32 protein-coding genes are annotated in these 25,202 nt (G+C 60.3%); 14 read left to right on the top strand and 18 right to left on the bottom strand.

Translation table 11 applies throughout. The features are described 5' to 3' along the window. Positions 1-10: 10 nt before the first annotated feature. The 3 genes from GSQ93_RS15455 to GSQ93_RS15445 all read right to left on the bottom strand — a co-directional run bounded on the left by GSQ93_RS15455 (position 11) and on the right by GSQ93_RS15445 (position 768). Complete coding sequence (locus GSQ93_RS15455; protein ID WP_158936534.1) at positions 11-184, bottom strand: hypothetical protein; 174 nt, start codon at positions 182-184, stop codon at positions 11-13. Between the two features lie 105 nt (positions 185-289). Next, positions 290-493, bottom strand: a complete 204-nt coding sequence (locus GSQ93_RS15450) for a hypothetical protein (RefSeq protein ID WP_158936533.1) — start codon at positions 491-493, stop codon at positions 290-292. Between the two features lie 44 nt (positions 494-537). After that, the gene (locus tag GSQ93_RS15445) at positions 538-768 is read right to left on the bottom strand and encodes a hypothetical protein (protein WP_158936845.1); all 231 of its coding nucleotides are present in this window, start codon (positions 766-768) and stop codon (positions 538-540) included. Positions 769-1,047: 279 nt separating this feature from the next. Here GSQ93_RS15445 and GSQ93_RS15440 point away from each other — a divergent pair, with 279 nt between their 5' ends. After that, a complete protein-coding gene (locus GSQ93_RS15440; protein ID WP_158936532.1) occupies positions 1,048-1,446 on the top strand; it encodes a DUF1090 family protein in 399 nt (132 codons plus the stop codon). An 88-nt stretch (positions 1,447-1,534) separates the two neighbouring features. Then, complete coding sequence (locus tag GSQ93_RS37780) at positions 1,535-1,879, top strand: hypothetical protein (RefSeq protein WP_216857623.1); 345 nt, start codon at positions 1,535-1,537, stop codon at positions 1,877-1,879. 28 nt (positions 1,880-1,907) lie between these two features. Here GSQ93_RS37780 and GSQ93_RS15430 read toward each other — a convergent pair whose 3' ends face one another. After that, the gene (locus GSQ93_RS15430) at positions 1,908-2,075 is read right to left on the bottom strand and encodes a hypothetical protein (RefSeq protein ID WP_158936531.1); all 168 of its coding nucleotides are present in this window, start codon (positions 2,073-2,075) and stop codon (positions 1,908-1,910) included. A gap of 119 nt (positions 2,076-2,194) precedes the next feature. Further along, positions 2,195-2,872: a TetR family transcriptional regulator gene (locus GSQ93_RS15425; RefSeq protein ID WP_158936530.1), complete on the bottom strand. Its 678-nt coding sequence runs from the start codon at positions 2,870-2,872 to the stop codon at positions 2,195-2,197. A gap of 148 nt (positions 2,873-3,020) precedes the next feature. Here GSQ93_RS15425 and GSQ93_RS15420 point away from each other — a divergent pair, with 148 nt between their 5' ends. Beyond that, the gene (locus tag GSQ93_RS15420; RefSeq protein WP_254073885.1) at positions 3,021-3,503 is read left to right on the top strand and encodes a hypothetical protein; all 483 of its coding nucleotides are present in this window, start codon (positions 3,021-3,023) and stop codon (positions 3,501-3,503) included. Positions 3,504-3,532: 29 nt separating this feature from the next. On the opposite strand, the gene GSQ93_RS15415 is transcribed toward GSQ93_RS15420, so the two are convergent. Then, positions 3,533-4,990: a sensor domain-containing diguanylate cyclase gene (locus GSQ93_RS15415; RefSeq protein ID WP_158936843.1), complete on the bottom strand. Its 1,458-nt coding sequence runs from the start codon at positions 4,988-4,990 to the stop codon at positions 3,533-3,535. Positions 4,991-5,315: 325 nt separating this feature from the next. Here GSQ93_RS15415 and GSQ93_RS15410 point away from each other — a divergent pair, with 325 nt between their 5' ends. From GSQ93_RS15410 to GSQ93_RS15380, 7 genes are all read left to right on the top strand, one after another. Then, positions 5,316-5,819: a YbhB/YbcL family Raf kinase inhibitor-like protein gene (locus GSQ93_RS15410; protein ID WP_158936529.1), complete on the top strand. Its 504-nt coding sequence runs from the start codon at positions 5,316-5,318 to the stop codon at positions 5,817-5,819. A gap of 147 nt (positions 5,820-5,966) precedes the next feature. Next, complete coding sequence (locus GSQ93_RS15405) at positions 5,967-7,334, top strand: MFS transporter (RefSeq protein WP_158936528.1); 1,368 nt, start codon at positions 5,967-5,969, stop codon at positions 7,332-7,334. A 128-nt stretch (positions 7,335-7,462) separates the two neighbouring features. Beyond that, positions 7,463-8,017, top strand: a complete 555-nt coding sequence (locus GSQ93_RS15400) for a type 1 glutamine amidotransferase domain-containing protein (RefSeq protein ID WP_158936527.1) — start codon at positions 7,463-7,465, stop codon at positions 8,015-8,017. Between the two features lie 51 nt (positions 8,018-8,068). Continuing rightward, positions 8,069-8,752 carry a DUF4142 domain-containing protein gene (locus tag GSQ93_RS15395; RefSeq protein ID WP_254073884.1) on the top strand — a complete coding sequence of 228 codons (684 nt, stop codon included), beginning with the start codon at positions 8,069-8,071 and terminating at the stop codon, positions 8,750-8,752. After that, on the top strand, positions 8,749-9,105 hold the full coding sequence (locus tag GSQ93_RS15390; RefSeq protein WP_254073883.1) for a DUF1488 domain-containing protein: 357 nt from the start codon (positions 8,749-8,751) through the stop codon (positions 9,103-9,105). The genes GSQ93_RS15395 and GSQ93_RS15390 overlap by 4 nt, the downstream gene beginning before the upstream one ends. A 68-nt stretch (positions 9,106-9,173) precedes the next feature. Continuing rightward, complete coding sequence (locus GSQ93_RS15385; protein WP_158936526.1) at positions 9,174-9,779, top strand: hypothetical protein; 606 nt, start codon at positions 9,174-9,176, stop codon at positions 9,777-9,779. Between the two features lie 576 nt (positions 9,780-10,355). Next, on the top strand, positions 10,356-10,808 hold the full coding sequence (locus tag GSQ93_RS15380) for a PA2169 family four-helix-bundle protein (RefSeq protein WP_158936525.1): 453 nt from the start codon (positions 10,356-10,358) through the stop codon (positions 10,806-10,808). Between the two features lie 205 nt (positions 10,809-11,013). On the opposite strand, the gene GSQ93_RS15375 is transcribed toward GSQ93_RS15380, so the two are convergent. Together GSQ93_RS15375 and GSQ93_RS15370 are read right to left on the bottom strand one after the other, a co-directional pair. Beyond that, the gene (locus tag GSQ93_RS15375) at positions 11,014-11,331 is read right to left on the bottom strand and encodes a hypothetical protein (protein WP_158936524.1); all 318 of its coding nucleotides are present in this window, start codon (positions 11,329-11,331) and stop codon (positions 11,014-11,016) included. A gap of 201 nt (positions 11,332-11,532) precedes the next feature. Beyond that, entirely contained in the window at positions 11,533-11,865 is a 333-nt protein-coding gene (locus GSQ93_RS15370; RefSeq protein ID WP_158936523.1) for a BON domain-containing protein, read from the bottom strand. A 484-nt stretch (positions 11,866-12,349) separates the two neighbouring features. Between GSQ93_RS15370 and GSQ93_RS15365 the strand changes: the two genes are divergently transcribed. Beyond that, the gene (locus tag GSQ93_RS15365) at positions 12,350-13,834 is read left to right on the top strand and encodes an RNA polymerase factor sigma-54 (protein ID WP_158936522.1); all 1,485 of its coding nucleotides are present in this window, start codon (positions 12,350-12,352) and stop codon (positions 13,832-13,834) included. A gap of 75 nt (positions 13,835-13,909) precedes the next feature. Here the strand turns inward: GSQ93_RS15365 and GSQ93_RS15360 are convergent, their stop codons facing one another. From GSQ93_RS15360 to GSQ93_RS15320, 9 genes are all read right to left on the bottom strand, one after another. Next, complete coding sequence (locus GSQ93_RS15360; protein ID WP_254073882.1) at positions 13,910-14,791, bottom strand: YihY/virulence factor BrkB family protein; 882 nt, start codon at positions 14,789-14,791, stop codon at positions 13,910-13,912. Positions 14,792-14,977: 186 nt separating this feature from the next. Further along, the gene (locus GSQ93_RS15355) at positions 14,978-15,325 is read right to left on the bottom strand and encodes a chemotaxis protein (protein WP_254073881.1); all 348 of its coding nucleotides are present in this window, start codon (positions 15,323-15,325) and stop codon (positions 14,978-14,980) included. Positions 15,326-15,468: 143 nt separating this feature from the next. Further along, a complete protein-coding gene (gene otsA, locus GSQ93_RS15350) occupies positions 15,469-16,911 on the bottom strand; it encodes an alpha,alpha-trehalose-phosphate synthase (UDP-forming) (protein ID WP_158936520.1) in 1,443 nt (480 codons plus the stop codon). 209 nt (positions 16,912-17,120) lie between these two features. Next, positions 17,121-17,384: a hypothetical protein gene (locus GSQ93_RS15345; protein WP_158936519.1), complete on the bottom strand. Its 264-nt coding sequence runs from the start codon at positions 17,382-17,384 to the stop codon at positions 17,121-17,123. A 167-nt stretch (positions 17,385-17,551) separates the two neighbouring features. Continuing rightward, positions 17,552-17,836, bottom strand: coding sequence for a hypothetical protein (locus GSQ93_RS15340; RefSeq protein ID WP_367889756.1), 285 nt, complete (start codon positions 17,834-17,836; stop codon positions 17,552-17,554). Positions 17,837-18,195: 359 nt separating this feature from the next. After that, positions 18,196-19,599, bottom strand: a complete 1,404-nt coding sequence (locus GSQ93_RS15335) for a sigma-54 dependent transcriptional regulator (RefSeq protein WP_158936518.1) — start codon at positions 19,597-19,599, stop codon at positions 18,196-18,198. A gap of 382 nt (positions 19,600-19,981) precedes the next feature. Continuing rightward, on the bottom strand, positions 19,982-20,251 hold the full coding sequence (locus GSQ93_RS15330) for a hypothetical protein (protein WP_158936517.1): 270 nt from the start codon (positions 20,249-20,251) through the stop codon (positions 19,982-19,984). A gap of 55 nt (positions 20,252-20,306) precedes the next feature. Further along, entirely contained in the window at positions 20,307-20,624 is a 318-nt protein-coding gene (locus GSQ93_RS15325; RefSeq protein ID WP_158936516.1) for a YqjD family protein, read from the bottom strand. A gap of 98 nt (positions 20,625-20,722) precedes the next feature. Next, on the bottom strand, positions 20,723-21,055 hold the full coding sequence (locus GSQ93_RS15320) for a hypothetical protein (RefSeq protein WP_158936515.1): 333 nt from the start codon (positions 21,053-21,055) through the stop codon (positions 20,723-20,725). A gap of 533 nt (positions 21,056-21,588) precedes the next feature. Here GSQ93_RS15320 and GSQ93_RS15315 point away from each other — a divergent pair. The 3 genes from GSQ93_RS15315 to GSQ93_RS15305 all read left to right on the top strand — a co-directional run bounded on the left by GSQ93_RS15315 (position 21,589) and on the right by GSQ93_RS15305 (position 24,007). Then, entirely contained in the window at positions 21,589-22,659 is a 1,071-nt protein-coding gene (locus tag GSQ93_RS15315) for a sigma-54-dependent Fis family transcriptional regulator (protein ID WP_158936514.1), read from the top strand. Positions 22,660-22,940: 281 nt separating this feature from the next. Further along, positions 22,941-23,495, top strand: coding sequence for a hypothetical protein (locus GSQ93_RS15310; RefSeq protein ID WP_158936513.1), 555 nt, complete (start codon positions 22,941-22,943; stop codon positions 23,493-23,495). Continuing rightward, entirely contained in the window at positions 23,492-24,007 is a 516-nt protein-coding gene (locus GSQ93_RS15305) for a hypothetical protein (protein ID WP_158936512.1), read from the top strand. The genes GSQ93_RS15310 and GSQ93_RS15305 overlap by 4 nt, the downstream gene beginning before the upstream one ends. Positions 24,008-24,064: 57 nt before the next feature. On the opposite strand, the gene GSQ93_RS15300 is transcribed toward GSQ93_RS15305, so the two are convergent. Next, positions 24,065-25,093: an autotransporter outer membrane beta-barrel domain-containing protein gene (locus tag GSQ93_RS15300; protein WP_301952066.1), complete on the bottom strand. Its 1,029-nt coding sequence runs from the start codon at positions 25,091-25,093 to the stop codon at positions 24,065-24,067. Positions 25,094-25,202 lie beyond the last annotated feature (109 nt).

The raw sequence follows: 25,202 nt of genomic DNA, 5'->3' as shown, positions 1-25,202 counted from the left end.
TCCGTCCCAATCACCAGGGGCCGATAATGTCATCGCCCAGTGCATTGGAAAAGAACTCGCCAAGCTCGTCATCGGAGAGATCTTCGATATCAACCCCACGCAGGCGGCAGATCAGTTCGAGCGTTTCGCCCGCAGCTCGGATGAGATCGCGGGAGGCTTCTGGGGTGGGGTCTTTGGTATCCATGCCAACACTAACGGCGCCGATACAAGGAACTTTAAGCCCGCATTACCGGCGCGTTGAACAGCAGCGCCAGATAATACTCGCGAGCAAACTCGAACCCATAACCTGTCACTCCGGCTCAACCGGAAAGCGGCGGTTCAACTCCCGCTTCGCCCAATAAAGCGCTTCGTTCTCGGCGACATTGCTGGTCGGCGCCATCTCGCCCGCATTCGTCTTCAACGGCAAGCTGCCCGCCTGCACGGACCAGTCCCAGCGGCCGCCGCGTTGTTCGACGAACACGTCGATGACATGTTCATTGTGCATATAACGCATGGCTTCTCCCGTTGGCAGGACGCGATCCTAGCATGACGACGACTTCAGGCCCGCCCTGCGGCTTCGTGCTCGTCGCACCAGTCGAGCGCCCATGCACGTGCGCACGCGATGGCATCGCCGTCATTATCGAATGCGTCGATGTCGCCTGACTCGTGCTTTTCCGGATGCGCGTCGTCCGCCGACATGCGGATCATGCGAGCTTGCGCGTAATACAAGCCATCTTGATCGTGTCGTGAGCGACAGTCGATGTGAAAACCTTTGTAATCGAAACGCATCGGCGTGTTCCTCGCAAAAATGTGAACAGTTCCAGCAATCTCGCGCAAGACGCGTTCCGCATGATGCGACTTAGCGTGAGTGACCGGACGCATGGCCGTCGTATTGGCCCCTTCGGTCCCCATAAACTCGTTAAAATACGCCGACCTTGGCCGGGACGAAGGGATGCACGATCGTTATTCAATAAACCGTCCAGCCGAATAAGCGGACACCTTGTACAGGTTAAATACCGTTTGTCCCCTGCCCAACCCTGCCCAATCTCGTCAGCCACGGATTCCGCTATGAAATTGCTTGCCGTCGTCGCCTTAAGCCTGTGTTTGTCGACCGCTCACGCCTCGCAGGAAACCGATGCCTGCGATGCCCATCGCCAGACTCTCGAAAGGCAGATGGCTACGGCGCTGAACCAGGACAACTCAGCGCAACTCGACGCCCTGCAAGCCGAACTCAACAAGACCAACGCCGAATGCACGCCCGACGCGATTGCGCAAAAACGTGCAGACGCGTTGAGACGGCACGACAGTGCCGTGGCCGAGGCCAGGAACCGGTTGCGTGACTGGGAAGCGGAGTTGGCCCGCGCCCGGAAAAAGGGCACGGATCAGCTGAACATAGCGGCTTGGGAGCGCAAGGTGAACCGGGCGCGCGCCGATCTGGACCGGGCGGTGGCGCGACCCGTTCAATAGGCCGCCTGTTAAGGGTTTGTCCCGACCGGGCGTTCGCTAAAGTTTGTTTCCGCGCTGCCGTTACGCATTGATGGACTCAACCATCGACATGAAACTGCAAGGCGCGCCCTCTGCGCTATTCGCAGACCAGGAGTTGACGCACCTCGAACTGGTGCTGCGGCGTTCATTGATCGACGACGCGTTGTGCCCCATCATGCCGCCTACTTACTGGCGCGAGCGGCTTGCGCTTGTCGCGCGAAATTCGCATCTTTCCCACACGCAGATCCAGACGGTTCATCGGCTGTATCTGCAGATCGATGCGCACGAAGCCGGCCACCGGCCACTCGATACCGCGCCCGAACTCACTCCCGACCCAGCGACGTCCATTGCACCCATGCCGCGCATGGTCCCGCAATGGAAACCGGCTCATCCGTTCGGGAAAGACCGCTCGTAGGAACGTCACGCGCAGCTCGCGCAGGCGCTCAGTGCCTGTGCCGAAGCCACCAGTCGCGCAAGGTGCCATAATTTGCATGGCTGCGGCGACGCAGCATACGCTCGCGGAATTCGTCACGCCAGTCGTGCGCGAGCACCGCAATCGCGAGCGCGGCCAGTGCCGCGAGACCAACGAGGATATTCGCTAAACCCTCCATGACGTCCTCCATTCCGGTCGACTGCCATGATTCAAGCATAGGTCAGGCGTCAGGGATCGGGGCGTGGGCAGTGGACTTAATCCACTCTCGGCTTGCTTCTCGGCGTAGTGCAACCGCGCTCAGTTTGAGCGCCGCATGAACCGCATGACGGCGTCGACAACCATCTCGCGATGCCGATCCCGCGACCTCGTCCCGGATGGATCGCGCCCGAAAGCGACGGTGAACGTATGCCGGTTCGCGACGCGATGAAAACACAGCGAACTGATAAGCAGATGCAGGTCGAGTGGATCGACATCGCCACGAAAATGCCGCGCCGCAACGCCGCGAGCGATCAGGTCTGCGATCGTTTTCACCGCGCTCGCGTTGCGCGCCCTGAACGTCTTCAACTGGCCGATGTACTTCGCGCCATGAATGTTCTCGATGGTCACGAGGCGGACGAAATCGCGGTGTTTGTCGTGGAAATCGAACGTGAATTCCACCAGGTCGCGCAAGCCCTCGCGCGGGTCCATGGTATCGAGTTGTAGAGACTGTTCAAGCGCGCGGATCTTGCCGTACGCCTCTTCAATGACCGCTTCGTACAACCCTTCCTTGCTGCCGAAGTAGTAATACAACATGCGTTTCGTTGTATTGGTGCGCTCCGCGATGGCGTCGACCCGTGCACCAGTGAGACCCATCGCCGCGAACTCCTCGGTGGCGATGTCGATAATGTTTCGCTTGGTTTGTTCAGGGTCGTATTTTCGTTTGTCGGGGGGCTTGCCCGACCGAACCGGCGCTGCAACTTTGCTTGCCTTTTTCATCGTTTAATGTGCAGAGCGCCTTAGGTTAACAAATATTTTAGCATGCGAATTCTTCACAAAAACCCTTGTTTCAAGGGGTTTCGTCCCGTTTTCGCTATACTTCCGCAGGATTTTGCAGACCCCTGCAGCGCGCCCCACAAGGAACCGAATGATTCACAAGCAAGCTCTGGCCCGCGTTGTATCGGCCATCCATTCGATGGTCAAGCCGACCCTTATTGCATGCGTAATGGGTGGCGCGTGTGCCGTGTCATTAAACGCTAACGCACAAAACGCGCCCACCCAACAGCCGTTTCCCGCTCAGGCACTGCCGCCGGGCCATCCCGCGGTGCAACCGCCGTCACCGCAAAGTCTCGCGGCCGAAGGCGTGCGCACGAGCGCCAACATTGCACGGGGAGCCGCCGATATTTGCCACATCGATCGCGTGAAGATCGACCGGTTCAAGGCCATGACGCGCAAGAGTTTTCCCGCCGCGCCCGATTTCGAGGGCGAGTGGAATCTCGGCTACAAGGAAGCGCAATCCACGGTCGATCGCTTCGCGGCGATGAAAACCAACAACCCCACCGAGTACGCAAAAGAGATCGGCGAAGCGTGTCCGGCGCTGACCCAGGGGATCGACGAAGTGACGAAGTAACCCGAACGTGACCCGAAAATAAGCCGCGCTTAGCCAGGCGCGCCGTAGTGAGCACGCTTTTCGGCGTACATGGCGGCGTCGGCACGTTGGAGCATGATTTCCAGCCGCTCGCCGTCCTGCGCGGTGGCTGCGCCCATCGCAAAGCTCAAGGGCATGCCCGAATAGAACTGGTTGTTGACCTCGAGCAGTTGCCGGATGCTGTCGATTACCGCGGCGCCACCGCGTTCGTCCACGCCGGGCAGGAGCAGCACGAACTCGTCGCCGCCAATGCGCGCAGCATGGCTCGGCTTTTCGACCGCCTTGCCGAGGACTTCGCCGGCGCGCCGCAATAGCGCGTCGCCGGCGGCGTGGCCGAGTTGATCGTTGACGGTCTTGAGACCGTTCAGGTCTACGGCCACGGCGGTCACCGGGAACGGGCCTTTGCGCTCCAGCCGGTTCATTTCATCGATGTAAAACGAGCGGTTCTTGAGTTTCGTCAGCGCGTCGTGCTTGCCGAGAAACTCCAGGTACGCCTCCGCTTTCTTGCGCGCGGTGATGTCGGTGAGCGCGACGAGGACGAGATCCCAATCGGCTTCGTGGCCGGGAAATACCGAGAATTGCAGATGCACATGCAACTGCTGCCCTTCCAGCGAATAGTTGACGACCTCGCGCTGGTGGAACAGGCGGTTCTCCCATAGATCGATAAGTTGTTCCTGGAAATGTCCCACCATCTCGTCGCGAAAAACGTCGCCCAGACGTGAGAGCAACGCGCCTTTGTCCGGTGCGCCGAACATGGTCAGCGTGTGCTGATTGACATCGAGCACGTGAATTTCCTGCATGCAGCGCTCGACAAATTCCGGATGAACATTCGTGAATGTCCGGAAGTCGACAATCCCGCGTTCCCGTATATCGTCCAGCAGCGCCTTCACGGAACTGAAGTCTTCAACCCACAGCGAAACCGGCGAATGCTCGAACAGGCCGCGCGCATACAGTTCGCTCAGCGCGGCCTTGCGGCGCACATCTTCCAGTTCCGTAATGTCTTCCACGGTCACCAGCACGCGGTCCCAGGTTGCTTCGTGGCCGGGCAGGATCACCGCTTTCAGCAATACGTCGAGCCGCTTGCCGTCGAGCGCGTAGTTCACCGTCTTGCTCACAAACGCCGGTTTTCCGGACCAGAGTTGTTCGAGTTCATCTACGTGGGTGAGCAGCATGTCGTCGCGGAAAACAGCGCCCAGATTACGTACCAGATGGTCGATATCCTTCGCGCCGAACAGCGTGAGCGTGCGCCGGTTGACCTTGATCAGCCGGATGCGCGACGAGCACTCGGCAATCCGCGTCAAGTCTTCAAGCAGGAAAGCGCGCAGGTCGACCACGCCCTGTGCGCGCCAGCCTTCGAACACCTCGCGCACGGCGCTGAAATCCTCGAGCCAAAGCGAAACGGGCGCGAGGTCGAACATATCGGCATCGTCCGCCGGCGCGTTTGACGCAGTCGTCGATGCCGCCGCCATGCTCTGCAAAACGCGCCCCTGGTTGTTCGGCATGTCCATCCTTTTCCGATGATCTAGCTTGATATGGTTCAGTTCCGCCATTTTATGCGCAGACGTGGCGGAAGAAAGCTGGAAGGAAATAATCAGGGGGAACGCGCTCACTGCGGCCGTGAGCAACAATGGAGGACTTCAGGCATGTTTGCTGCGCGCAGGCGCTGGTGGCCGCACGTAAAGTGGCCGTTTTGCGGCCGTCTTGCAGTCTATTTACGCCCGGGCGAATGATTGAAAGCCGGCCAGGCGCCGGGATATCAAACCGCTTAAAACCTAGCAAAGGAGACACGTTGCCATGGCTGACTTTCGCATTTGGTCCGATGAATTCGCGGCCAACGGATATCTTTCGAAGAATCATGAGTTCGATCAGCAAGCATTCGGCGTAGACGGCGAAAACCTCTCGCCCGCGCTGCAATGGGACGGCGTGCCGCCCGAAGCCAAGAGCCTCGCGCTCACCGTCTACGACCCCGACGCGCCCACCGGCAGCGGCTTCTGGCACTGGATCGTGGTGAATATTCCGGTGGACACCCGCTCGCTGCCGCAGAACGCCGGCAAGGCCGACGGCAGCCTGCTGCCCGCCGGTGCGCTGCAAATGCGCAACGACTATGGCACGGTCGGTTTCGGCGGCACAGCGCCCCCTCGCGGCGACAAACCGCACCGGTACATTTTCCGGATTCACGCGCTGAAAGCGGATCACTTGCCGCTCGATGTCTCGGCGACCAACGCGGTCGCGCGTTTCATGACGCATCTCAACGAAATCGATTCGGCTACGTATACGGGGCTGTATCAGTTGAAATAAGCGCCGGATCGGGGTCGCGCACACACGCTCGCACGGCGTCGCGCGGCCCTGTGCGTTTTGAACGCGTCCTGAACCCGTTTTGAAGGAAGTAAACCGTCTGAAAGGCGCGAGCCTTACACTTCGGCGCTCCCCTTTTCTTCCCTATCGATGGACGCAGACCAAGGCCTTCCCCTTCCCCAGCGCTATTGGGCCATCCTGGTCGTAGCCCTCGGCATTACGCTCGCCGTGCTCGACGGCGCCATCGCCAACGTCGCGCTTCCCACCATCGCCCGCAACCTGAACGCCAGTCCCGCCGACTCGATCTGGGTCGTCAACGCGTATCAGCTCGCCATCACGGTCTCGCTGCTGCCGCTCGCCTCGCTCGGCGACCGGATTGGTTACCGGCGGGTCTACATGTCGGGACTCGCGCTGTTCACCATTGCGTCGTTCGGCTGCGCGCTGTCCGGGTCGCTGACCTCGCTTGCCGTTGCACGGGTAATTCAAGGATTCGGCGCGGCGGGCATCATGAGCGTCAACACAGCCCTGGTGCGCATGATCTATCCCACGGAGCATCTGGGCCGCGGCGTCAGCATCAACGCCTCCGTGGTGGCGATCTCGTCGGTCATAGGGCCCACGGTGGCGTCCGGCGTTCTCGCGATTGCACCGTGGCCGTGGCTCTTCGCGATCAACGTGCCCATCGGCATTGCTGCCTACACGGCCGGCTGGAAAGCGTTACCGCGCACGCGGGGACACCGGCAACCCTACGACTATCTCAGCGCGTTGATGAACGCGGCGGTGTTCGGCCTTGCGATCACCGCGGTCGATGGGCTCGGCCACGGAGAACATCGTTCGTACGTGCTCGCGGAGTTTCTCGTGGCCGGTTTGATCGGATACTTTTTCGTGCGGCGGCAACTGACGCAAACCGCGCCGCTCTTGCCTATCGATCTGCTGCGAATCCCGGTGTTCGCACTGTCCATCATCACGTCCTTCTGTTCGTTCACCGCGCAGATGCTGACCTTCGTCTCGCTGCCGTTCCTGCTGCAGAACACCTTTGGCATGAGCCAGGTCCTGACAGGCTTTCTGATGACGCCGTGGCCGCTGGTGATCGTATTCATCGCGCCACTGGCCGGCATGCTGTCCGATCGATATTCAGCGGGTGTACTCGGCGGCATCGGGCTGGCCATCATGACGCTCGGCTTGCTGCTACTCGCGACCACCGGCGCGCATCCCGCGCCCGTCGACATCGCGTGGCGCATGGCGGTGTGCGGCCTGGGCTTCGGTTTGTTCCAGTCGCCTAACAATCGCCAGATGCTGTCGTCGGCGCCGCGTCATAGAAGCGGCGGGGCAAGCGGCATGCTTGGCACCGCGCGACTCTCAGGGCAAACGCTCGGCGCGGCACTGGTCGCGCTGATCTTCGGCATTGCACCGCAGCACGGCACGACCATTACGCTGGTTGTCGCGGCAGGTTTTGCAGCCGCAGCGGCCATGGTCAGCCTGCTGCGCATTTCGCGCGGCAAGACGCCCGCGACCGCCTGACACCGGCCTCTCTATTCCCGTCATATAGCCCCGCATTACAGTCTTGTAGGCACACCCTTTGCTGAATTGAACGAGCGTGGCTCCGTACACCGGAGCCGGTTGGTTCAATGCACTAAGGAGCGTATTTCATGGCTGATTCTCTCAACGGTTACAAGGTCGCAATTCTCGCTGTCGATGGCTTCGAGCAAGCCGAACTGGTCGAACCGCAAAAGGCGCTGAAAGCTGCCGGCGCCCAAGTGCATGTGATCTCGCAAAAGCCGGGACAGATCCAGGGCTTCGTGCACACCGACAAGGGCGACAAGGTCAAGGTCGACGCCACCTTCGACCAGACGCGTGCATCCGATTACGACGCAGTCGTGTTGCCGGGAGGCGTGGTCAACGGCGACGCAATCCGCGTGGATGCGAAGGCGCAAAGCATCGTGAAGCAATTCGATAAGGACGGCAAACCCATCGCCGTGATCTGCCATGGCGGCTGGCTGCCGATCTCCGCGGGCATTGTCTCGGGCCGGACGCTGACGAGCTGGCCGACGCTGCAGGACAATATCCGCAATGCCGGCGGCACATGGGTCGATGAGGAAGTGCATCGCGATCGCAATCTCATCACGAGTCGCAAGCCAGACGATCTTCCCGCGTTCAACAAAGTCATTATCGAAGCGCTCAGCGAGCGGAAGAAAGCCGCTTGAGCGGAGGATTCCCTATTGTCTATGGAGTCCCGATTGTCTATGGAGAACCGAATGACAAAATCGATGCTGACGGATAGTCGCCAAGGTTTGCACGCTTTGGGTCTTGGGATAGCGCTCCCAATGTCGCGGCGCAGCGTTGGTGTGTTCGCAGCGCTCGCAGCGCTCACGCTCGGTGCAAGTTTTGCGTCGATGAATGCAAGCGCGCAAAACAACAATGCCGTGGCGCCGGCACGTCCCGGGTCGGACGGAGCGGCGACGCCTGCGCCCATGGCGGCCTCCTCGCCTTCCCCGGCCAAATTATCGCCGGCCGATCAACAGTTCGTGCAGGACGCCGGCACTGCGGGCGCAACCGAAATTGCGGCCAGCAAGCTGGCGTTGACGAATTCGTCGGATGCGGACGTCAAGAGCTTTGCGCAACGGATGATCGCGGATCACACCCGTCTTGCGCGCAACCTCGATGTTGTTGCAAAGCGGCAAGGCATCACGGCGGCGGCGAGCGCGGATGCATCGGTGACGGGAAGCCTGGAGTCGTTGCATGGCAAAGACTTCGACAAGGCTTACATCGTACAGGTGGCGGTGGGCGGCCATCGGAAAGCAGTGGCGGTATTCAGCACCGAGAGCAAGGACGGCAATAATGCGCCACTCAAAAATGTTGCCGCCAAGGCGCTTCCTATTATCAAGCATCACTATGCAATGGCGCAGCAGCTCGCCAAGCTGAAGGGAGTGACATCATGACGACCGCTTCCGCTTCGCTCGCCTCTATCGTTCCGCAACCTCGGCCAGCCTATGAGGACTCGACCATGCACATCCAGTTTTCCGACGCGGCGCCCACCTATGACGGCGACGATCTCGCCGTTCATTTCGTCGCGCTGATCGACGGCCAAGCGGTGGTGTGTTCCATTTCCGCCGAAGCACTCGAGGATCATTTCGGCGCTGCGTCGGCGCGGGAGGACGATTTGCTCCAGGCGTTCGAACGAGGCTGCGCGCGAATCCGCTCGGTCTGCGCCGAAGCGCTTGACAGCAATGGCGGAGAGAGCGTCGTATTACGTAGCGGACTGTTCCGCGTGGCGGGCATGGAACCGGATTGACCACGCGCTTCGTCCGTCATCGGTTCATTGACGCGGTTCATCGAAACAATCGCTTCCCGGAGGTCCTCATGTCCCTGATCATTGCAGGACGGTTTCAAACCTTTCCCAAAGCCGAAGTCGCAGCGCAGCGTCTTTTTGCAGGTGGATTTCTCGAAGAAGATGTCACGCTCTTTTACGTCGCCCCGAGCGGCCAGCATGCGCGCCTTGAAACAGGCGGAGACCACTACGCCGATGCCGGTGCGAAGGACGCAGGCAAGGGAGCGGGCAAAGGTGCCACGATTGGCGCGGTGCTCGGCGCAATTGTGGGTGCAGGTGTTTTCGTATTGTTCAAAACGCCTTGGCTGGCCGCCGTGCTCGCAGCCGGGGCAGGCGCGTATGTCGGATCGCTAGCGGGCGCAATGAGCCATGCGCGGTCCGGCAAGCGCCCGGCCGCCGATGCGACCACCACCGAAAATCATGGCTCGGCTAACGCCCTCGACGCGAGGCATTCCGGCGTTGTAGTCGCGGTTCATGTTGGCCCGGAATTGCAGGCGCAGGCAGCAGCCATTCTTCGCGATGCGGGCGGCATGGAAGTCGAGCGTGCAACGGGTCAATGGCGAAACGGACGCTGGGCCGATTTCGATCCGGTCAAGCCACCGGAGCCGGTTCGGGAATTCGCGGAACCGCGTGCGTAAGTTTGGGTAGTTCACGCGTTGATGTAAATCAGGCCGCTCTGTGAGCGGCCTGATTTACTTTGTTGTTTCGGAACACTATGAATTACACCCAAAGTTGAACTCTTATCTTCGGCTGGACACGTGTGCCTCGCACGTCGTTCGCCGGCTCGCAACTCGCGCGCAGGGGCCCCCTTCTCAATGCTGAAACCGCTGGGTAGCAGAGACTTTCGTGCATCGATTGCCCACGCGTGGCCGCGAGACTCTCATCAATACTGTGCTGACGCAATTGCAGCACGATCGCAGATGTGACGATGGCAACAAATACAAGAAACTCGCGGGTTTTAACGGTCATTACTTCTCCGACATTCAATTTTTGGGTGTCTTTTAGCAAAGCACGTGCCACAAGCTGCCCCTACTTCTTAGGAGGCAATTAAGAAAGCGATGACAGGCCGCTAACCCCAAAACCATCCGCACTTTGCAATCGAATGCGCGAGTATCGAGCTCGGATCGGGCACAGCTGTTGCGACTCTCTTTTGGACCGCGATCCGGGAAATCAGAGGACCGCGGGCCATCTTCGATCACTCAAAGGAGGTTCATATGAGCACTAACATCGTATCGGTACTGAACGATCTGGTTGAAACGTCGAAGGACGGCGAGAAGGGCTTCCGGAAGGCCGCTGAAGACACCAAGGACGCGACGCTAAAGCAACTGTTTACAGGCCGCGCGGAAGATTGTGCACGCGGGGCGCATGAGTTACAGGACGTGGTCCAGCGGCTGGGCGGAAAACCGCAAACCGGCGGCACGGTGGGTGGAGCACTGCATCGCGGCTGGGTGGACATAAAGTCGGCGGTAACCAACCGTAGCGATCACGCAATCCTCGAGGAATGCGAGCGCGGGGAAGATGTGGCGAAGAAAAACTATCGCGACGCGCTGGACAAGGAATTGCCGGCCGATGTACGCGCCGTGGTTGAGCGCCAGTACCAGGGCGTAATCGAAAATCACGACCGTATTCGCGATCTGCGCGACCAATACGCAGCCGCCAAGCCATAATCACCGGTCACTCGTTGAAAGCAAGCCGATGCGCCGAAAGGCGCATCGGCTTTTTACATTCACACCTAGAAATTCGCATAATCATTCGGTATCCATATTGATTTTTATGCGTATAAATCCAACGATGGAAACCAGAAAAAACCCGCCGACTGCTACCGCAGCCGGCGGGTTCCTGTACGCCCCGAGCCAAGACCGGTACCGCAGCTTACTGCGGTGAACCCTTGTCGTTGGTACCCATTGCCGAGGCCGCCGCAGCCGCCGACGCGCCCCGAAGATGCGTCGCCTTGTTCTGCTTGTGCAGGGTCGTTCCGTGCGTGCCCTTCTTGCTCATGCCCATGCTCCCGGAAGCCGCCATACCGCCTTCTGTAGGCGCGGCGGTAGCGCCAGCGTGCCCGCCAACTTCGCTCGCGCCTGCCCCAGCCGTCGGCCCACCTGACGAGCCTCCAGCCGATTGCGCCAGCGCAGGACCTGAAAGCGCGAGAGCCAAAGCGCCTAGCAACGCAAACTTTTTCGATTGATTCATGGAAATCTCCTTTCCCTGGGGAACTGGTTCATCGGGATTAGCGAAGACCAGGTCCGTTATGAGTGATGGACTGCATCCAGACTGCAACTATTCGTACTTCTTATTAACTACTTCATACCGCTGCCCAACTTCCAACGAGATACAAACAAAACGGACAGCAACCACGCTGCCCGTTTTGTACCAGCCCGTCTTGCGCCAATCTTACTCTACGATCTTCAAGTGATTGCGCACCGACGACACGCCGTCCACCTTCGACACCACGTCTTCCGCGCCGCTCTTGTCTTCTGCCGACGGCACCGTACCCGTCAGCGACACCACGCCCGCACGCGTCTTCACATGGATATGCGTGGACTTGACATTCTTCGCGCCCAGCAATTCGGCCTTGACCTTGGTCGTGACTGCCGTGTCATCGACCTTGGTACCCATTGACGTGGAGGCGCCTGTCGACGTTGTAGCGGTTTGTGCACTGACGTTAAGCGCAAACACGACACACGCGATACTGCCGGCTGCCTTCAGGATTTGGGTCGACTTCATAGTAATTCTCCTTCTAGTTGGTTTAAAAAACTGCGGCATTGCCGCTGTGTTAGTTGAGCGTAGGCCGCCTCGTACGGCCGCAGCATCTTTGCTGCAAAGCCCTGCTCGTTTTCATACCCGCAGCGCCAAGACCCTGCGAGTAGTAATAGGTCAGACGCAAAGAGCGTGCCGGACCGTCTACGACAATCGGCAAATGTGACATTGAAATCCCCGTTTCGACCCTGTGCTGCAACGCTTACCCAGAATTTTGTCCACGCACTGTTTACCTTCATCGGCCGAGGTAAAACACATCTTCATATACGCAGTGCTTTTGCCCGAACCCGTGTAAAAAGTGCGCGCATTTGCCTGCTGGACGAACCCCCGTGCGCGCCGCCGGTGAATGAAAATCGTCTTGAAACCTAGCGCTCACGCGCACGGGCGCGCGCATGGCATGACTGTTGCTCTTAAGGACCCACGAAAGTCCTAACATGAGGAACAACACGCAATGCCGCCTTCCCTCGAACTACGCACCAAGCAAAGTCTTGCGCTCACGCCGCGCCTCCAGCAATCGGTTCGTCTGCTGCAACTGTCATCGCTTGAGTTTCAGCAGGAATTGCGCAACGCGCTTGATACGAACCCGTTCCTCGAATACGACGAGACGCAGGCGGAAGACAATGCGCTGTCCACCGACAACGGCAACTCCATGGCCGACACGCCTGCGCCCGTCGATCAAACTGCGCCTGTGGACGCGCCCATGAGTACCGAAAGTAGCGCCGACACTTCGGACAGCAGCGACTCGCAGTCGCATGAGGACTCGATGAACGAGTTTTCATCCGATCCGTTCGGCCGGACGTCGACGCGCAATAACGGCGATGGCGAAGGCTCCGACCCGGCCGACTGGGTACGCATTGAACCCTCGCTGCATGAAACGCTGCATGACACGTTGCGGCTCTATCCCATCAATGATCGCGACCGTGCAGTGGCGCAGCTCATTATCGAAGCACTCGATGATGACGGTTACTTGCGGCAGGATTTGCAGGAGCTGTCGGAGCTCGTGGACATAGAGCCAGCGCTTTCAGAAGATGAACTCAATATCGCTTTGAAGCTTGTGCAATCGCTCGACAAGCCGGGCGTGGGCGCGCGTAACTTGTCCGAATGTTTGTCGCTGCAACTCGACGCGCTCGACGCCGAAACTCCGGGACGCGCGGTCGCGCTTGAGATCGTCACCCATCATCTCGAGCGGCTCGCGCGTCGCGAGCAGGCCGAGTTGCAGAAGAAGATTGGCTGCAGCGCGGAAGAACTGCGCATTGCCTGCGCGCTCGTGCGCAAACTCGATCCCAAACCGGGCGCGAACTACGGCGCTGCGGAAGATAACTACGTAGTGCCCGACGTGATCGTGCGGCAGGTGAAAAAGAATTGGGTCGTAACGATCAACCCCGCCGTGCTGCCCCGTGCGCGCATTCATCGCATGTACGCCGAACTGTTCGCGCAATCGGCGGGCGCAAGCCGCTCGCCGCTTGCTCAACAATTGCAGGAAGCGCGCTGGCTGATCCGCAACGCGCAGCAACGCTTCACGACGATCCAGCGCGTGGCGGAATGCATCGTGTCACATCAGAAGGCGTTCTTCGATTACGGTGAAATCGCATTGAAACCGCTGGTATTGCGCGATGTGGCCGACGAACTCGAACTCCACGAGTCGACCATCTCGCGCGCGACGGGCAACAAGTACATGTCCACGCCGCGGGGCATTTTCGAGTTCAAGCACTTCTTCCCGCGCGAACTCAGCACTGAAAGCGGCGGTACTTGCTCAGCTGCCGCCGTGCGTGCCCTGCTGAAGGAAATGATCGCGAAGGAGAGCAGCACCGATCCGCTATCCGATGTGAGCCTCGCCAAGATGCTTGCAGATCAGGGGGTGATCGTGGCGCGCCGGACGGTGGCGAAGTATCGCCATTTGATGAAGGTGCCGCCGGCGGAGTTGCGTCGCGGCTGATGTAGACGATACGGTTTCAAAGGCTGTAAAACAGGCTGCAAAAAAACGCCCCTCGACTACGTCGACGGGCGTTTTTTATCGCCAGCCGGAAGTTCGTTGCGTGCGTCTTCGCGCGACCATGGCCGACACTTCCGCGCCCAGCAGGAACACCGCCGCCGAGTAGTACAACCACATCAGGATGATCGCGAACGACCCGGCCGCACCGAACGTATTCGCGGTGCCCGCGTGCTGCAGATAGAACGCGAAGAGCCGCTTTCCTCCTTCGAACAAAACCGCGGCGGTCGCCGCGCCGAGTGCGGCATCGCGCCATTGCATGCGCGCGCGGGGCAGGAATTTGAGCAGCACCGCGAACGCGAGCACCATCATCACCAGGGAAATGGCTCGTTGCGCTATTGCCGCGATCAGGAAGGACGGCCCGTTCGTGCCAAGCACCCACTGACCAACCAGGACCACGAGGGCATCGAGTACGAGCAACGCAACAATCAGCAAGGCCGCGCCCAGAACGAACGCGAAGGAAATGGCGCGGACCCGCAGAAGGGCAATGATGCTGGCCCGAGTGCTCGTGACGGGCGCAGGCCAGATCACGTTGAGCGCCGTATAGAGCGACGAAAAGGTCGCCGAGGCTCCGATCAACACGCCCACGCCCGACAAGATCGCCGTGCGCGTCGCGATATCCGCATGCCAGGCGTTGGCGACGATCGCTTCCAGGCCATGCGCGGCGTCGGCGCCCACTATCCCCGCGATTTCGCCGAACAGACGCCCCTGGACCGCATCCGCGCCGAAGAAAATGCTCGCCACCGCGATGATGATCACCAGCGTCGGCGCCAGCGAGAAAGCAGCAAAAAACGCGATCGCCGCTGAAAACATCAGCCCGTGGTCCTGCGACCACCCGACGATCGGGTCCTGGATCCACGACCAGAAAGACTTCAGTCTTTGGTCTTTTGCTGCAGTGTTCAAGGCTGGGCGCTCCCGCAAGTTTTGCTTTTCGCGATGGTAGCGCGGATTTGAGGTTTGGCCGTGGCCTCCCGGATTGGCGTTGTTTGTTTCGCCTCGGTGATTAGTATTTCTTATTACTTTCCTTAAACGCAAAATGGCGCGCCCGGACGGGCGCGCCATTTTTCAGCCACTGTTTCCGGAAAGGTTCTAAAGGTCTTCGTCGCTGGCCGGGTCGGCAGTTTCATCGTCTATCGCGCGCGCCTCGTCTTCCACGCCGTCCGGCAGGATGTCCGAGTCGGGCTCAAGATTGTTGTCACCATCGGCGGACGCCATCTCGCCCGTTCCATACCGGTCCGTGTCGCTGTTCAGTTCCCCGGCGGACTGACCGACAGCGTGCGCGTCGAGTTCGTCCTCGATATCGCCCGGATAACGCTTCTCGCCCTGCACATCCGAGCCGCTATCGGACGAATCGCTCGGCCCCAATGCGCCGGTTCCATGTCCTTTGCCCACCTCCACGCCACCTTCTTCATCCGGGTCCAATGTGCTTCCACTCATGATCACCTCCTGACTAAACGTCCCTTCAGCGACGCAAGTCCCGTTCCGCCCTCATCGACGTCACCCATAAAAAAGCCCCGCGGCGTTTGATCGGCGCGGGGCTCAATTCGTCTTACGGTTTAACTCGATACAAGACTGCGCACTTAGCTCACTGCGCGCGCCGGGCGTTTCGCCTCCGTCACTTGCCGCACCGCTTTCTTCGTGGCCGACGCAGCCGTCGCGACGCTGCGCAAATCAGACAGGAACGAGTCACGCCAGACCGACAGATTGTTCTCGCGCAACGGCGCCATCATGTCCGTGTGACGTGCCTGGCGTTCCGCAAGCGGCATCGACAACGCCCGCTCCAATGCCTCGGACATCTGCGACAAGTCGAACGGATTGACGACCAGCGCGCCCGGCAACTGATCCGCCGCGCCGGCAAACTGCGACAACACCAAGGCGCCCGGATCGGCCGGATCCTGCGACGCCACATATTCCTTTGCCACGAGGTTCATCCCGTCGCGCAACGGCGTGACATACCCGACCTGCGACAACCGGAACAACGCCATCAATAAACTGCGATCGTACTTGCGGTTCAAATACTGGATCGGCGTCCAGTCGAGCTGCGCAAAACGGCCGTTGATCCGTCCAGCCTCCCCTTCCAGGTTCTGGCGAATGCGTTGATACGTCTGCACGTCCGAGCGCGTTGGCGGCGCGATCTGCACCATCGATACCCGCCCGTGCCATCCCGGCGCGTGCAACAACAAACGTTCGAACGCCTGGAAACGCTCGGCAAGCCCTTTCGAATAATCGAGCCGGTCGACGCTCATGATCAACTTGCGCCCGCGCAGACTATCGCGCAGGCTCTTGACCGGCTTGCGATTCGAAAATTGCTCGGCGACCTTTGCAATGGCGTCCGGATAAATGCCGATGGGATACGCCCCGACCTTCAACATGCGCCCATGCGCCTGCAGCATCCCGTCTTCGCTGAGATGCCCCAAATGCCCGCGCTCGATGTAATCGACAAACGACTGCTTGTCCGCCTCGGTCTGGAAACCCACGATGTCGTAACTGCACATCGCCTTGATCAGTTCTTCGTGCGGTGGCACCGTCCGCAGGATCTCGGGCACGGGAAACGGGATGTGCAAGAAAAAACCGATCGGATTCTTGATGCCCGCCGCCCGGCATTCCTGCGCGAACGGCAGCAGGTGATAGTCGTGCACCCAGATGATGTCGTCGGGTTCGAGCAGCGGCTTGAGCTGCTTGGCCAGCGCCTCATTCACTCGCGCGTAACCGGCATATTCCTCACGGTCGAAGCGCGACAGGTCGTTGCGATAGTGAAATGTCGGCCACAACGTGGCATTGGAAAAGCCGCGGTAATACTGGTCGTAATCCCGCCGGGTCAGCCCGACGGTCGCATACGTCACGTTGCCACGCTTCTCGATGACCGGCGCCGAGGCCTCACCCACAATCTCGCCGCTCCAGCCGAACCACACACCGCCTGTCTCCTTCAGCGCGTCCAGAACGCCGATCGCCAAACCGCCTGCAGCCGGTTTGCCTTCCTGGATCGGCGCGACACGATTCGATACCACGATCAATCTGCTCATTACTGCTTCACCTCATCAGTTGTCGTTGCTCGTTCGAATTGATCGGAATAGCAATGCAAGACACGTGCCTTTTTTACAATTTGGAAAATAAAAATTGTGTATAAATGTGACAGACGAACGAAAACACGCGGCCATCACGCGCCACGCAGAAAATTTTCATGGTGGCACGAAGGCGCAATCCGGCTACTTCAAACGCGATTCAACCCGAGTCAAGCGTCCTGCTCGGACCCGAGATCCCGCTGGTAATCGAGCCCTTCTTTCCGAATACCACCCTGGTTATGGTCGCCGTCCGGCGGTACGCCCGGCGCGGGGCGGTTCTGCGCAGCCGGGTCATGCTGGGATTGCGGATCGCCTGAACTGGCCGGGTCGGCCGGAACAGCGGCGGCCTCGGGTGGAATCAGTTTGGCTGGATCGGGCCGCGCCTCACGCTTCGATGAATGGCGTGCTGAGCGACGGAGTGCGGGGTGCCTCATGGTGCCTCCAGAAGAAGGCCGTCGGAGAAGCATTCGGCGGCGGATTGCCAACAAAATTCAGCAAAAATGACCCGACCCGGTGCTCATATCCGGTCATTCTTGCCTAATACGTTGTAATGCCTACAGCGACGATGAAATATGTTCAAAGGCCCCGCTTACCCGCGGCTTCAGTGCAACGTGCCCGAGACATGCGGCGTTTCGTTTGGTCCCGGAGGCGGATCGCCAATTGGCTGACTCGGCGGTGACGGCGGCTCGCGGGTCGGATCGGGAATGGTGTCCGGGGGTTCTTGCGGTGACGGCGACGGCGGTGTGTCGGGATTAAAAGGCGGGTCAGGCGGCTGCGGCGTCTGCGCGTGGACCGGCATCAAATGCGGCGATCGTGAAACGCGCAACACTTGCCACACATGCAAAACGTTTCGGGGATGGCGTTGAAGCGAGGCGAGATCGGTCATGGCGGGCTCCCTGGATCTTTTGATGATGACACTCGTTCGGATCGCGCGCAGCGGCCGATCCGGCCAAGGACTCTCGGCTCGAACTCCTGCGGCCAAGGGAACGGACCGCCCACGAGCCAAGCCATTCAATCACAGCAAGGGCCATGCCCCGGGTTTAAGTGTTTGGAACGCTCAACCTGGAAGCCTGATGACATTATCGGCGCTGCGTTCGCGCGCACCAACGAAAATCGCCCGTCCAAAGCGGACATCTTTCGAAGTCCCAATGAGACGGGCGTTTGAGTTTGACTCACTCAGTGCGCACTACAAGGCCAATCCTTAGCCGCTACCAGCCATTAGGCCAGCGATGTTACCGCTAGAGCTCATCGCCCGGCGTCGGCATCACCTACTTCACTGGCTTCGCTTAGCGCCGCTTTGTTCGCGGCGTCATCGCCATATTCAACCAGCCGGTTGTAGAGCGTCTTCAGGCTGATGCCAAGAATTTCCGCTGCACGCGTCTTCACGCCGCCGCATTGCTCAAGCGTGGCGAGGATCAACTGCCGGTCCGCTTCCGCAAGCGAAGTGCCGAAGGGAATAGTGACGGCCGTTCCCGCCGATGGCTTCGCCATCGAGATCTGCAGCGGCACGGTCGCAGTACTGTCCGACTCGGCGCCCGACATGATGTACGCGCGCTGCACGTAGTTCTTCAGCTCGCGCACATTACCCGGCCACGGATACGACGCGAGCATGTCGCGCACCGGAGCCGGAAACGTCTTCTTGGTGTTGTAGCGTGAATTGAGCTCGTCGAGAAACGCCTGGCCGAGCAACTCCACGTCCGTGCCGCGCTCGCGCAACGGCGGCAGGTTAATCGGGAAAACGTTGAGCCGGTGATACAGGTCAAGGCGCAACTTGCCTTCATGCACAGCCTGCTCCGGATCACGATTCGTCGCGGCAATCAGGCGCACGTCGGTCTCAAGTTCTTTCGTCGTACCCACCCGCATGAACATGCCGGTCTCGAGCACGCGCAGGAGTTTCACCTGCAACTCGATCGGCATCTCGGTGATTTCATCGAGGAACAGCGTGCCGCCGTTCGCGCGTTCGAAGTAACCCTTGTGCTGACGATCCGCCCCGGTGAACGAGCCACGCTCATGCCCGAACATCTCGGACTCGATCAGGTTCGGCGAGATCGCTCCGCAGTTCACGGCAATAAACGAATGCTTGCGGCGCAGGCTCAGCTCGTGAAGCGTCTGCGCGGCAACTTCCTTGCCCGTACCCGACTCACCGATCAGCAATACCGACGCCGCCGTGGGCGCCACTCGCCCGACCTGGTCGTAGACCGTTTGCATGGCCGGCGAATTGCCGAGCATCAGGCCAAAGCGGCCCATGCGGCGCAGCTCGCCACGCAAGGTGCCGATCTCGGCCTTGAGGTCGCCAGGACGCGGCAGGCGGCTCAGGATTGCCTTGACGCGCTGCATGTTGATGGGTTTGACGAGGTAGTCCGTTGCGCCCATCTTGAGCGCACTGACCGCCGACTCCACCGTCGCGTGGCCGGTAATGACGATGATTTCCACGCCGGATCGGGGATCGAGGTCCTCGAACAGATCGACGCCCGAACCATCGGGCAGCTTGAGGTCGGTGAACACGACGTCCGGCGTCTGGCGCACGAGCTGAATCCGCGCTTCGCGCAGATCACCCGCCGTCGCGGTAGTCAGTCCGTCTTCGCCGATGATCGCGGCTAGTGCCTCGCGGGTACTGGGATCGTCATCGACAATCAATACGTGTGGCATGCGTCTCGAATTTATCCAAAGCGTTGAGGGTCACACGGCGCAGAAAGCGTCGTGGAGGTCTCTGGGACGGTGCTATGAAAGCAGTACGCCGCCAGGCCGAATGGGCACTGAGAGAAACTCAAGCACGCCGAAAGATGAAAGTCTTTCCGGTTTCGCGAATGGCGCCTGACTGCATCGCGCAATTATTGCCATATAGCGAACTTATTACTGTAGGTGATTCGATTATAAGGCTTTATCAAGATGAAACGCACGCCTGGGCGTGCGTTTCGAATAGTCTGCCTGGCCGCTTGGTTCTGATGTTCCGGTCGCGTGTTGAGATTGGCTAATGCGCCCCATGGGCGTGGCAAAACCTGCTCTCGATCACCTGTGAATCAGCTATGAATCAGCTATGCGGAAAGTGCCATGCGTCCGGTGTGCCACCCAGCGCGCCGTTGCCCAAGCCGTTCGATGGCTTGACCGGCGCCACGGGCGTAGCAACAGACGCGGCCGAAGCGCTTGCCGGCGCGACGACCTTGCCGCCCTCGTCTTCCCAGCGGTTCAATTCACGCGCACCGCGTTTTGGAGCGTCGCGCTGTGCCTGCGCCCATCGCCAGGCTAAGACGCTGCCTATCGCGAACAACGCACCGAACAGGCCGAGTTTGGGTCGTGCCATTGTGATCCCTCCGTTTGTCGCGGTTATAACGGTTGTAGCGGTTATAGGTGACCGGTTAGCGCGAAACCAGGATGCCCGCCAGAAACCCGATCCCTGCTGCAATGCCAAGCGCTTGCCAGGGGTTGTCGCGCGTGTATTGCACCGTGCCGTCCAGACTGGCGCGGTATCGCTCCTGCGCATTCGATTGTGCTGCTTCAAGCGCATTGCGCGCTGCATCGACATGGTCACGCAAACGCGTGCGCAACGCGTCCACGCCTTCAGCCGGCAACGACGCGCTCAGCCGCACGAGTTCTTCCGAATCGTTCAGCAACACCTTGATGTCTTCGATGATCTTTTGCTTGCCCAAGGACATTTGGACGGTGGTTTGACTCATGTTATGAAACCCCTTGCCATTGACGTCTGATACGTTTCGTACGTTTGATAAATTGGCCTCATGATCGGCCGCCGGACGCGACGACTTCTGCACCCGCATCACGGCGTCCGCGTCTTGAGTGGCGTCCGATGTTCCGAACGCCGCAGCCGCATCCCGCGCAGCATGGCGCCCAGCACAAGCACGCTACCGAGCGAAGCAAACACGACACTCGTGACGCTCGCTGCCCGCGCCAGTGCGGGTGTGCCGGCAGCGCAAGCCATCACCACGCACATCAGCGCAGTCACCAGCGCGACGGCGGCCCAGTGATAAAGATTGATCGGTTCGGCCGTCAGTAGTTCCGGACGCTCGGCCGCGCGCTGCGGCGCACGAGCCCGACGGACGGGGCGCACACGCGGTTGCACGGGAATCTCGAAGTGAAGGGAATCTTCCATGGCTTGGTGCCGGAAACCGGCCTTTCATTGCAGATGCCACCCCAGTCGCAGGTTTCGTGCCATCCCGTTCAATACGTATGCCGCTACGGCAAAACGTCGATTATCTGCAAAGCGCAGCGGCTGAGGGCCACGTCAAACACGTAACAATTACGCCCGGCACACGTAATTTTCCGGCGGCATCGGTGAAGCTTTCCGCCTCTGGCCAATATTTCCAATTCGTATGGAGATACGCGGATTTAATTGCCGCGCAAAGTCAACGACAAAGGACAACGAAAGGCCAAAGCTCATGCAAAGCACATTGGCGCTAAGTCGTTACGGATGGTTAAATACGGTTTATGAGATAAGCCGCATGCAAGCGCCGGTTCGCGAAACAACCGAACTAGTGCCCGTCGAACGATGCTTCGCCCACCCGAGCGGCAGTCACAACGGGCCTGCCATCCGACTGGCGGTGACCGCCTCGGCCTGCGGCGCCGCCTCGTCTTCCCCCAGCGGCTGAGCTGTCGCCCGAATAACATTTGCAGGACAAAAGACTCATGGCGTCAATCGATCTGGACTCGCCGGCCGTCGCCTCCGGCGACACGCCATCGCAAAAAAAACGCAACGCCGGTGAAATTGCCGGGCTGAAATCGTATGGACTTCTGTACGGTTCATCGCCGGTGATGATGGAGTTGTACTCGCAGATCGAGCGCGTGGCCGCCACCGATGCCACCGCGTTGATCATCGGTGAATCGGGGACGGGCAAGGAACTGATCGCCCGCACGATCCACGATCAAAGCGCCCGCCGTGACGCCCCGTTCGTCGCCGTGAATTGCGGCGCGATTCCCGATAACCTTATCGAACCCGAACTCTTCGGCCACGAGAAAGGCAGCTTCACGGGCGCCGTGCAGGGACGCCTCGGTTACTTCGAACATGCGAACGGCGGCACGCTGTTCCTTGATGAAGTGACGGAGATGTCACCGGTTCGGCAAGTCAAGTTGCTGCGTGCGCTGGAAACAGGCACGTTCTTTCGCGTGGGCGGCAGCGACCTGATTCACTCCGATGTCCGCGTGATCGCGGCGACCAATCGCGACCCTATCGTGGCGGTGAAGGAGAACGGCTTGCGAGAGGACCTGATGTATCGGCTCGCCGTATTTCCGCTGCGTGCGCCGCCGCTGCGTGAACGCGATACCGACCGCGAATTTCTCGCGCAGCACTTCCTCTCCGAGATGAACGCGCAAGAAGGGACGAACAAGTCCTTCAGCAAACGCGCGCTCGACATGCTGCGCACGTACTCATGGCCGGGCAATGTGCGCGAGTTGAAGAACACGGTGTATCGCGCGTTCATCCTGGCTGAGAAAACCGTGGAGATTGCGCATCCGCATCTGGCCTCGCGCGTTAAAAAACCGGTCACGCAAGGCGACGCAATGAACGTGTGGGTCGGCACGCCGCTCGCCGATGCGCAGAAACAAATCATCCTCGGCACGCTCAAGCATTGCGGGGGAGATAAACGTCGCGCCGCGAAGGCGCTCGGCGTGAGCCTAAAGACGCTGTACAACCGCCTCGGCACTTATGAGAACGAAGGCGGCGACGGAGACGCGTCAACGTCGACAAGCGCGGACAGCTAGATCGCTCTAATGCCGCGATAAGGCTTATGAAGTCGATGAAGTCAATGGGCCCTGATGCGGCTCATCGACTCACTCGACCGCGAGATTGTCACCGGCAGTTTTCATTTTCCGCACCACGTTCCCCGCATTTGCAATTTCTTGCAAATTTCTTTGCCCTTCATTTCGCTGCGTCCTTCAAAATGCGCGGGCGCTCCGATTGCTTAGTGTTCCTTCAGTGCCCGCACAAGCAAGCCGGTAGCCGTTATCGAAAGAATAAAGAAAGGCGAGGAAGGTACAGCACCATGCAGAAAACGATTTACCGGCGTCCCCCCAACGTCGTCGCACTGGCAACGCTTCTGGTCGGAGCGCTCGCGTGCTCCGCACTTTCAGGTTGTAGCTCGCTCTATAGCGAAGGCGCCGTGGCAGGCGCCGGTGTCGCCGGCGCCGCAATCGCAGGCAGTGTGACCCGCAATGCCGCGGTGGCAACCGGCATCGGCCTAGGCGCCGTTGCTGCCGCCAAAGCCGGCGTGCAGTACAGCGAGCGCGTGATGCACACCTATACGCAGGACCGGATCGCGGGAGCGGCCGGACCACTTGCCGTCGGCGCGGTGGCGCCGTGGTTCGCGGTGCATAGCGTGCCTATCGAGCCGGACGAGAAAGGCCGCGTGACCGTGAGCCGGACCATCAGCACCGGGACGCTCGACTGCAAGGAGATCGTATTCTCCGTCGATACCGATGCCACCAAGGATCAACCGGCGGACAGCGGTTTTTATGTTGCGTCCATCTGCCGTGACGGCCAGGTCTGGAAGTGGGCGTCGGCGGAACCCGCCACGCCGCGCTGGGGTGCGTTGCAATGAGGCCCGGGTTCGGCTTGATGCTCGCGGCGGGCGTGGCGGCAAGCTGCGTTCTGGTTAGCGGCTGTTCGTCCATCGGTGCTGCGGCCGGTGCGGCTGCGGGCATATCCACGGGCGTGGTGACGACTAATCCGGCCATCGGTTTCGGCGTGGGTATCGCGGTCCAGGCTGCTACCGACGAAGCCGTCAATCGCCTGATGAAACGCCTGCACAGCGACCAGCAAATCGCCATTGCGACGACCGCGGGCGATCTCCCTATCGGCGATACAAAACCGTGGCGCGTAAAACACACGCTGCCGGTGGAGAACGGCCACGGCGACGTGCGTGTGCTGCGTGAATTCAGCAGCGCGCTGGCCACCTGCCGAGAGTTCGCGTTCTCGGTCGCGGATGGCGACAAGCCGGACGCGCATCAGGACTGGTTCCTCGCGCAGGCCTGCAAGGGCAATGACAATAGCGGTGGCTGGAAGTGGGCATCGGCGGAACCGGCTGTCGCGCGCTGGGGCAATCTGCAGTAGTCGTGTTTAGCTTTGTTATTCGATGTGCGTCGCTGTGCATCGACGCTCACAGGCGCCTCACCAGCGCCAGCGTACCGCTGCGTTCCCGCCTAGCGTCTCGCGGCGGGCTCCGCTTGCGTTCATCGCGTAATGCAGGCTTATGAAGACGCTGCCTCGTGCGCTCAGGTTCACAGCGACCCCGGCTGCCATACCGGCAATCGTCGACGATGATTGCGCCGGAATGTCAGTCGTACCGTCGAACGTCACGTGGCTCGTGGCATTGAAGTAGCGCCAGAGATTCACGCCTGCATACGGTTGCATCGTCACGCCCAGTGCTTGCATCCGCCCCGTCAGCCGCACGCCGAGGCGGGCGGCGACGCTGTTGGGATTGGTGAAGGCGACGCTTGAAATGCCGTCGTTGAGATCGTCGATTCCCACGTGTTGCCAGATCACTTGCGCCTGCGGTTCGATGCTCAATCCTTCGCCCAAGGGAAACGGCACGCCGGCCTCAATGGATCCCGCTATCGACCGGCCATGCGTGGTCGGGCTGATGCCGTCGTTCGACGACGGTTTGATCGTCAACGTGCTACCCATCACGACGGTATCGGTGTACCAGCCACCCGCGCCGATGTGCGTCCAGTAAGCGCCGATGCTCCCGGCATCGATACTCAGGCTGCCCGCCTGCACGGTCGGCATGCCGAGCGCGAAACCGCTCACATCGCCTGATGCGCGCGCCACGCCGAGCAGAAATCCGTAGTGGTCCCGATGCCCATCGGCGGTGGTACTGGCGTAGAGATCCTGACCGATTTGCATGCCGCCAATTGCGCCGTTGAAATGCGGATCGACGCCCGTGTCGCTGCTTGTGATCGTCCGGTTGCCCCAGACACGGCTCCACGCTGCACGCAACGCACCGGTCTCGTTCAGCTGCGATTGGTCGCCGGCGCGGTCGTGAAACGTGCCGATCTGCTGTATGCCGAGTTCGCGCGCAAGCGATGAAATCTCTGCGTAGATCGGTACCTCGATTCGATAGAGCGGCGTCGGGTCAGTCTGGATCGGGGGCGTTGGTGATGAAGTCACGGGCGGCGGTGACGTGGGTGGCGGAGTCACGGATGGTGGCGTGACGGGCGGTGGCACAACGGGTGGTGGCGTCACGGGCGGTGGCGTCACAGGCGGTGGCGTCACAGGCGGTGGCGTCACAGGCGGTGGCGTCACAGGC

This window comes from Burkholderia sp. S171, from assembly GCF_009766085.1.
Classification (GTDB): Bacteria; Pseudomonadota; Gammaproteobacteria; order Burkholderiales; family Burkholderiaceae; genus Caballeronia.
Note: the sequence above shows the minus strand (reverse complement) of the source record. Positions and strands in the feature narration are given on the sequence as shown.

What these genes read in the sequence shown, in the direction of transcription:
- GSQ93_RS15450 (WP_158936533.1), bottom strand. Translation starts at nt 493, where the DNA reads ATGCGTTATATGCACAATGAACATGTCATCGACGTGTTCGTCGAACAA.
- GSQ93_RS15335 (WP_158936518.1), bottom strand. Translation starts at nt 19,599, where the DNA reads ATGCCACACGTATTGATTGTCGATGACGATCCCAGTACCCGCGAGGCA.
- GSQ93_RS15375 (WP_158936524.1), bottom strand. Translation starts at nt 11,331, where the DNA reads ATGAATCAATCGAAAAAGTTTGCGTTGCTAGGCGCTTTGGCTCTCGCG.
- GSQ93_RS15325 (WP_158936516.1), bottom strand. Translation starts at nt 20,624, where the DNA reads ATGAGTCAAACCACCGTCCAAATGTCCTTGGGCAAGCAAAAGATCATC.
- GSQ93_RS15315 (WP_158936514.1), top strand. Translation starts at nt 21,589, where the DNA reads ATGGCGTCAATCGATCTGGACTCGCCGGCCGTCGCCTCCGGCGACACG.
- otsA (WP_158936520.1), bottom strand. Translation starts at nt 16,911, where the DNA reads ATGAGCAGATTGATCGTGGTATCGAATCGTGTCGCGCCGATCCAGGAA.
- GSQ93_RS37780 (WP_216857623.1), top strand. Translation starts at nt 1,535, where the DNA reads ATGAAACTGCAAGGCGCGCCCTCTGCGCTATTCGCAGACCAGGAGTTG.
- GSQ93_RS15405 (WP_158936528.1), top strand. Translation starts at nt 5,967, where the DNA reads ATGGACGCAGACCAAGGCCTTCCCCTTCCCCAGCGCTATTGGGCCATC.
- GSQ93_RS15415 (WP_158936843.1), bottom strand. Translation starts at nt 4,990, where the DNA reads ATGGCGGCGGCATCGACGACTGCGTCAAACGCGCCGGCGGACGATGCC.
- GSQ93_RS15370 (WP_158936523.1), bottom strand. Translation starts at nt 11,865, where the DNA reads ATGAAGTCGACCCAAATCCTGAAGGCAGCCGGCAGTATCGCGTGTGTC.
- GSQ93_RS15410 (WP_158936529.1), top strand. Translation starts at nt 5,316, where the DNA reads ATGGCTGACTTTCGCATTTGGTCCGATGAATTCGCGGCCAACGGATAT.
- GSQ93_RS15365 (WP_158936522.1), top strand. Translation starts at nt 12,350, where the DNA reads ATGCCGCCTTCCCTCGAACTACGCACCAAGCAAAGTCTTGCGCTCACG.
- GSQ93_RS15430 (WP_158936531.1), bottom strand. Translation starts at nt 2,075, where the DNA reads ATGGAGGGTTTAGCGAATATCCTCGTTGGTCTCGCGGCACTGGCCGCG.
- GSQ93_RS15380 (WP_158936525.1), top strand. Translation starts at nt 10,356, where the DNA reads ATGAGCACTAACATCGTATCGGTACTGAACGATCTGGTTGAAACGTCG.
- GSQ93_RS15395 (WP_254073884.1), top strand. Translation starts at nt 8,069, where the DNA reads ATGACAAAATCGATGCTGACGGATAGTCGCCAAGGTTTGCACGCTTTG.
- GSQ93_RS15310 (WP_158936513.1), top strand. Translation starts at nt 22,941, where the DNA reads ATGCAGAAAACGATTTACCGGCGTCCCCCCAACGTCGTCGCACTGGCA.
- GSQ93_RS15390 (WP_254073883.1), top strand. Translation starts at nt 8,749, where the DNA reads ATGACGACCGCTTCCGCTTCGCTCGCCTCTATCGTTCCGCAACCTCGG.
- GSQ93_RS15345 (WP_158936519.1), bottom strand. Translation starts at nt 17,384, where the DNA reads ATGAGGCACCCCGCACTCCGTCGCTCAGCACGCCATTCATCGAAGCGT.
- GSQ93_RS15385 (WP_158936526.1), top strand. Translation starts at nt 9,174, where the DNA reads ATGTCCCTGATCATTGCAGGACGGTTTCAAACCTTTCCCAAAGCCGAA.
- GSQ93_RS15420 (WP_254073885.1), top strand. Translation starts at nt 3,021, where the DNA reads ATGATTCACAAGCAAGCTCTGGCCCGCGTTGTATCGGCCATCCATTCG.
- GSQ93_RS15455 (WP_158936534.1), bottom strand. Translation starts at nt 184, where the DNA reads ATGGATACCAAAGACCCCACCCCAGAAGCCTCCCGCGATCTCATCCGA.
- GSQ93_RS15305 (WP_158936512.1), top strand. Translation starts at nt 23,492, where the DNA reads ATGAGGCCCGGGTTCGGCTTGATGCTCGCGGCGGGCGTGGCGGCAAGC.
- GSQ93_RS15445 (WP_158936845.1), bottom strand. Translation starts at nt 768, where the DNA reads ATGCGTTTCGATTACAAAGGTTTTCACATCGACTGTCGCTCACGACAC.
- GSQ93_RS15320 (WP_158936515.1), bottom strand. Translation starts at nt 21,055, where the DNA reads ATGGAAGATTCCCTTCACTTCGAGATTCCCGTGCAACCGCGTGTGCGC.
- GSQ93_RS15330 (WP_158936517.1), bottom strand. Translation starts at nt 20,251, where the DNA reads ATGGCACGACCCAAACTCGGCCTGTTCGGTGCGTTGTTCGCGATAGGC.
- GSQ93_RS15400 (WP_158936527.1), top strand. Translation starts at nt 7,463, where the DNA reads ATGGCTGATTCTCTCAACGGTTACAAGGTCGCAATTCTCGCTGTCGAT.
- GSQ93_RS15440 (WP_158936532.1), top strand. Translation starts at nt 1,048, where the DNA reads ATGAAATTGCTTGCCGTCGTCGCCTTAAGCCTGTGTTTGTCGACCGCT.
- GSQ93_RS15355 (WP_254073881.1), bottom strand. Translation starts at nt 15,325, where the DNA reads ATGAGTGGAAGCACATTGGACCCGGATGAAGAAGGTGGCGTGGAGGTG.
- GSQ93_RS15425 (WP_158936530.1), bottom strand. Translation starts at nt 2,872, where the DNA reads ATGAAAAAGGCAAGCAAAGTTGCAGCGCCGGTTCGGTCGGGCAAGCCC.
- GSQ93_RS15340 (WP_367889756.1), bottom strand. Translation starts at nt 17,836, where the DNA reads ATGACCGATCTCGCCTCGCTTCAACGCCATCCCCGAAACGTTTTGCAT.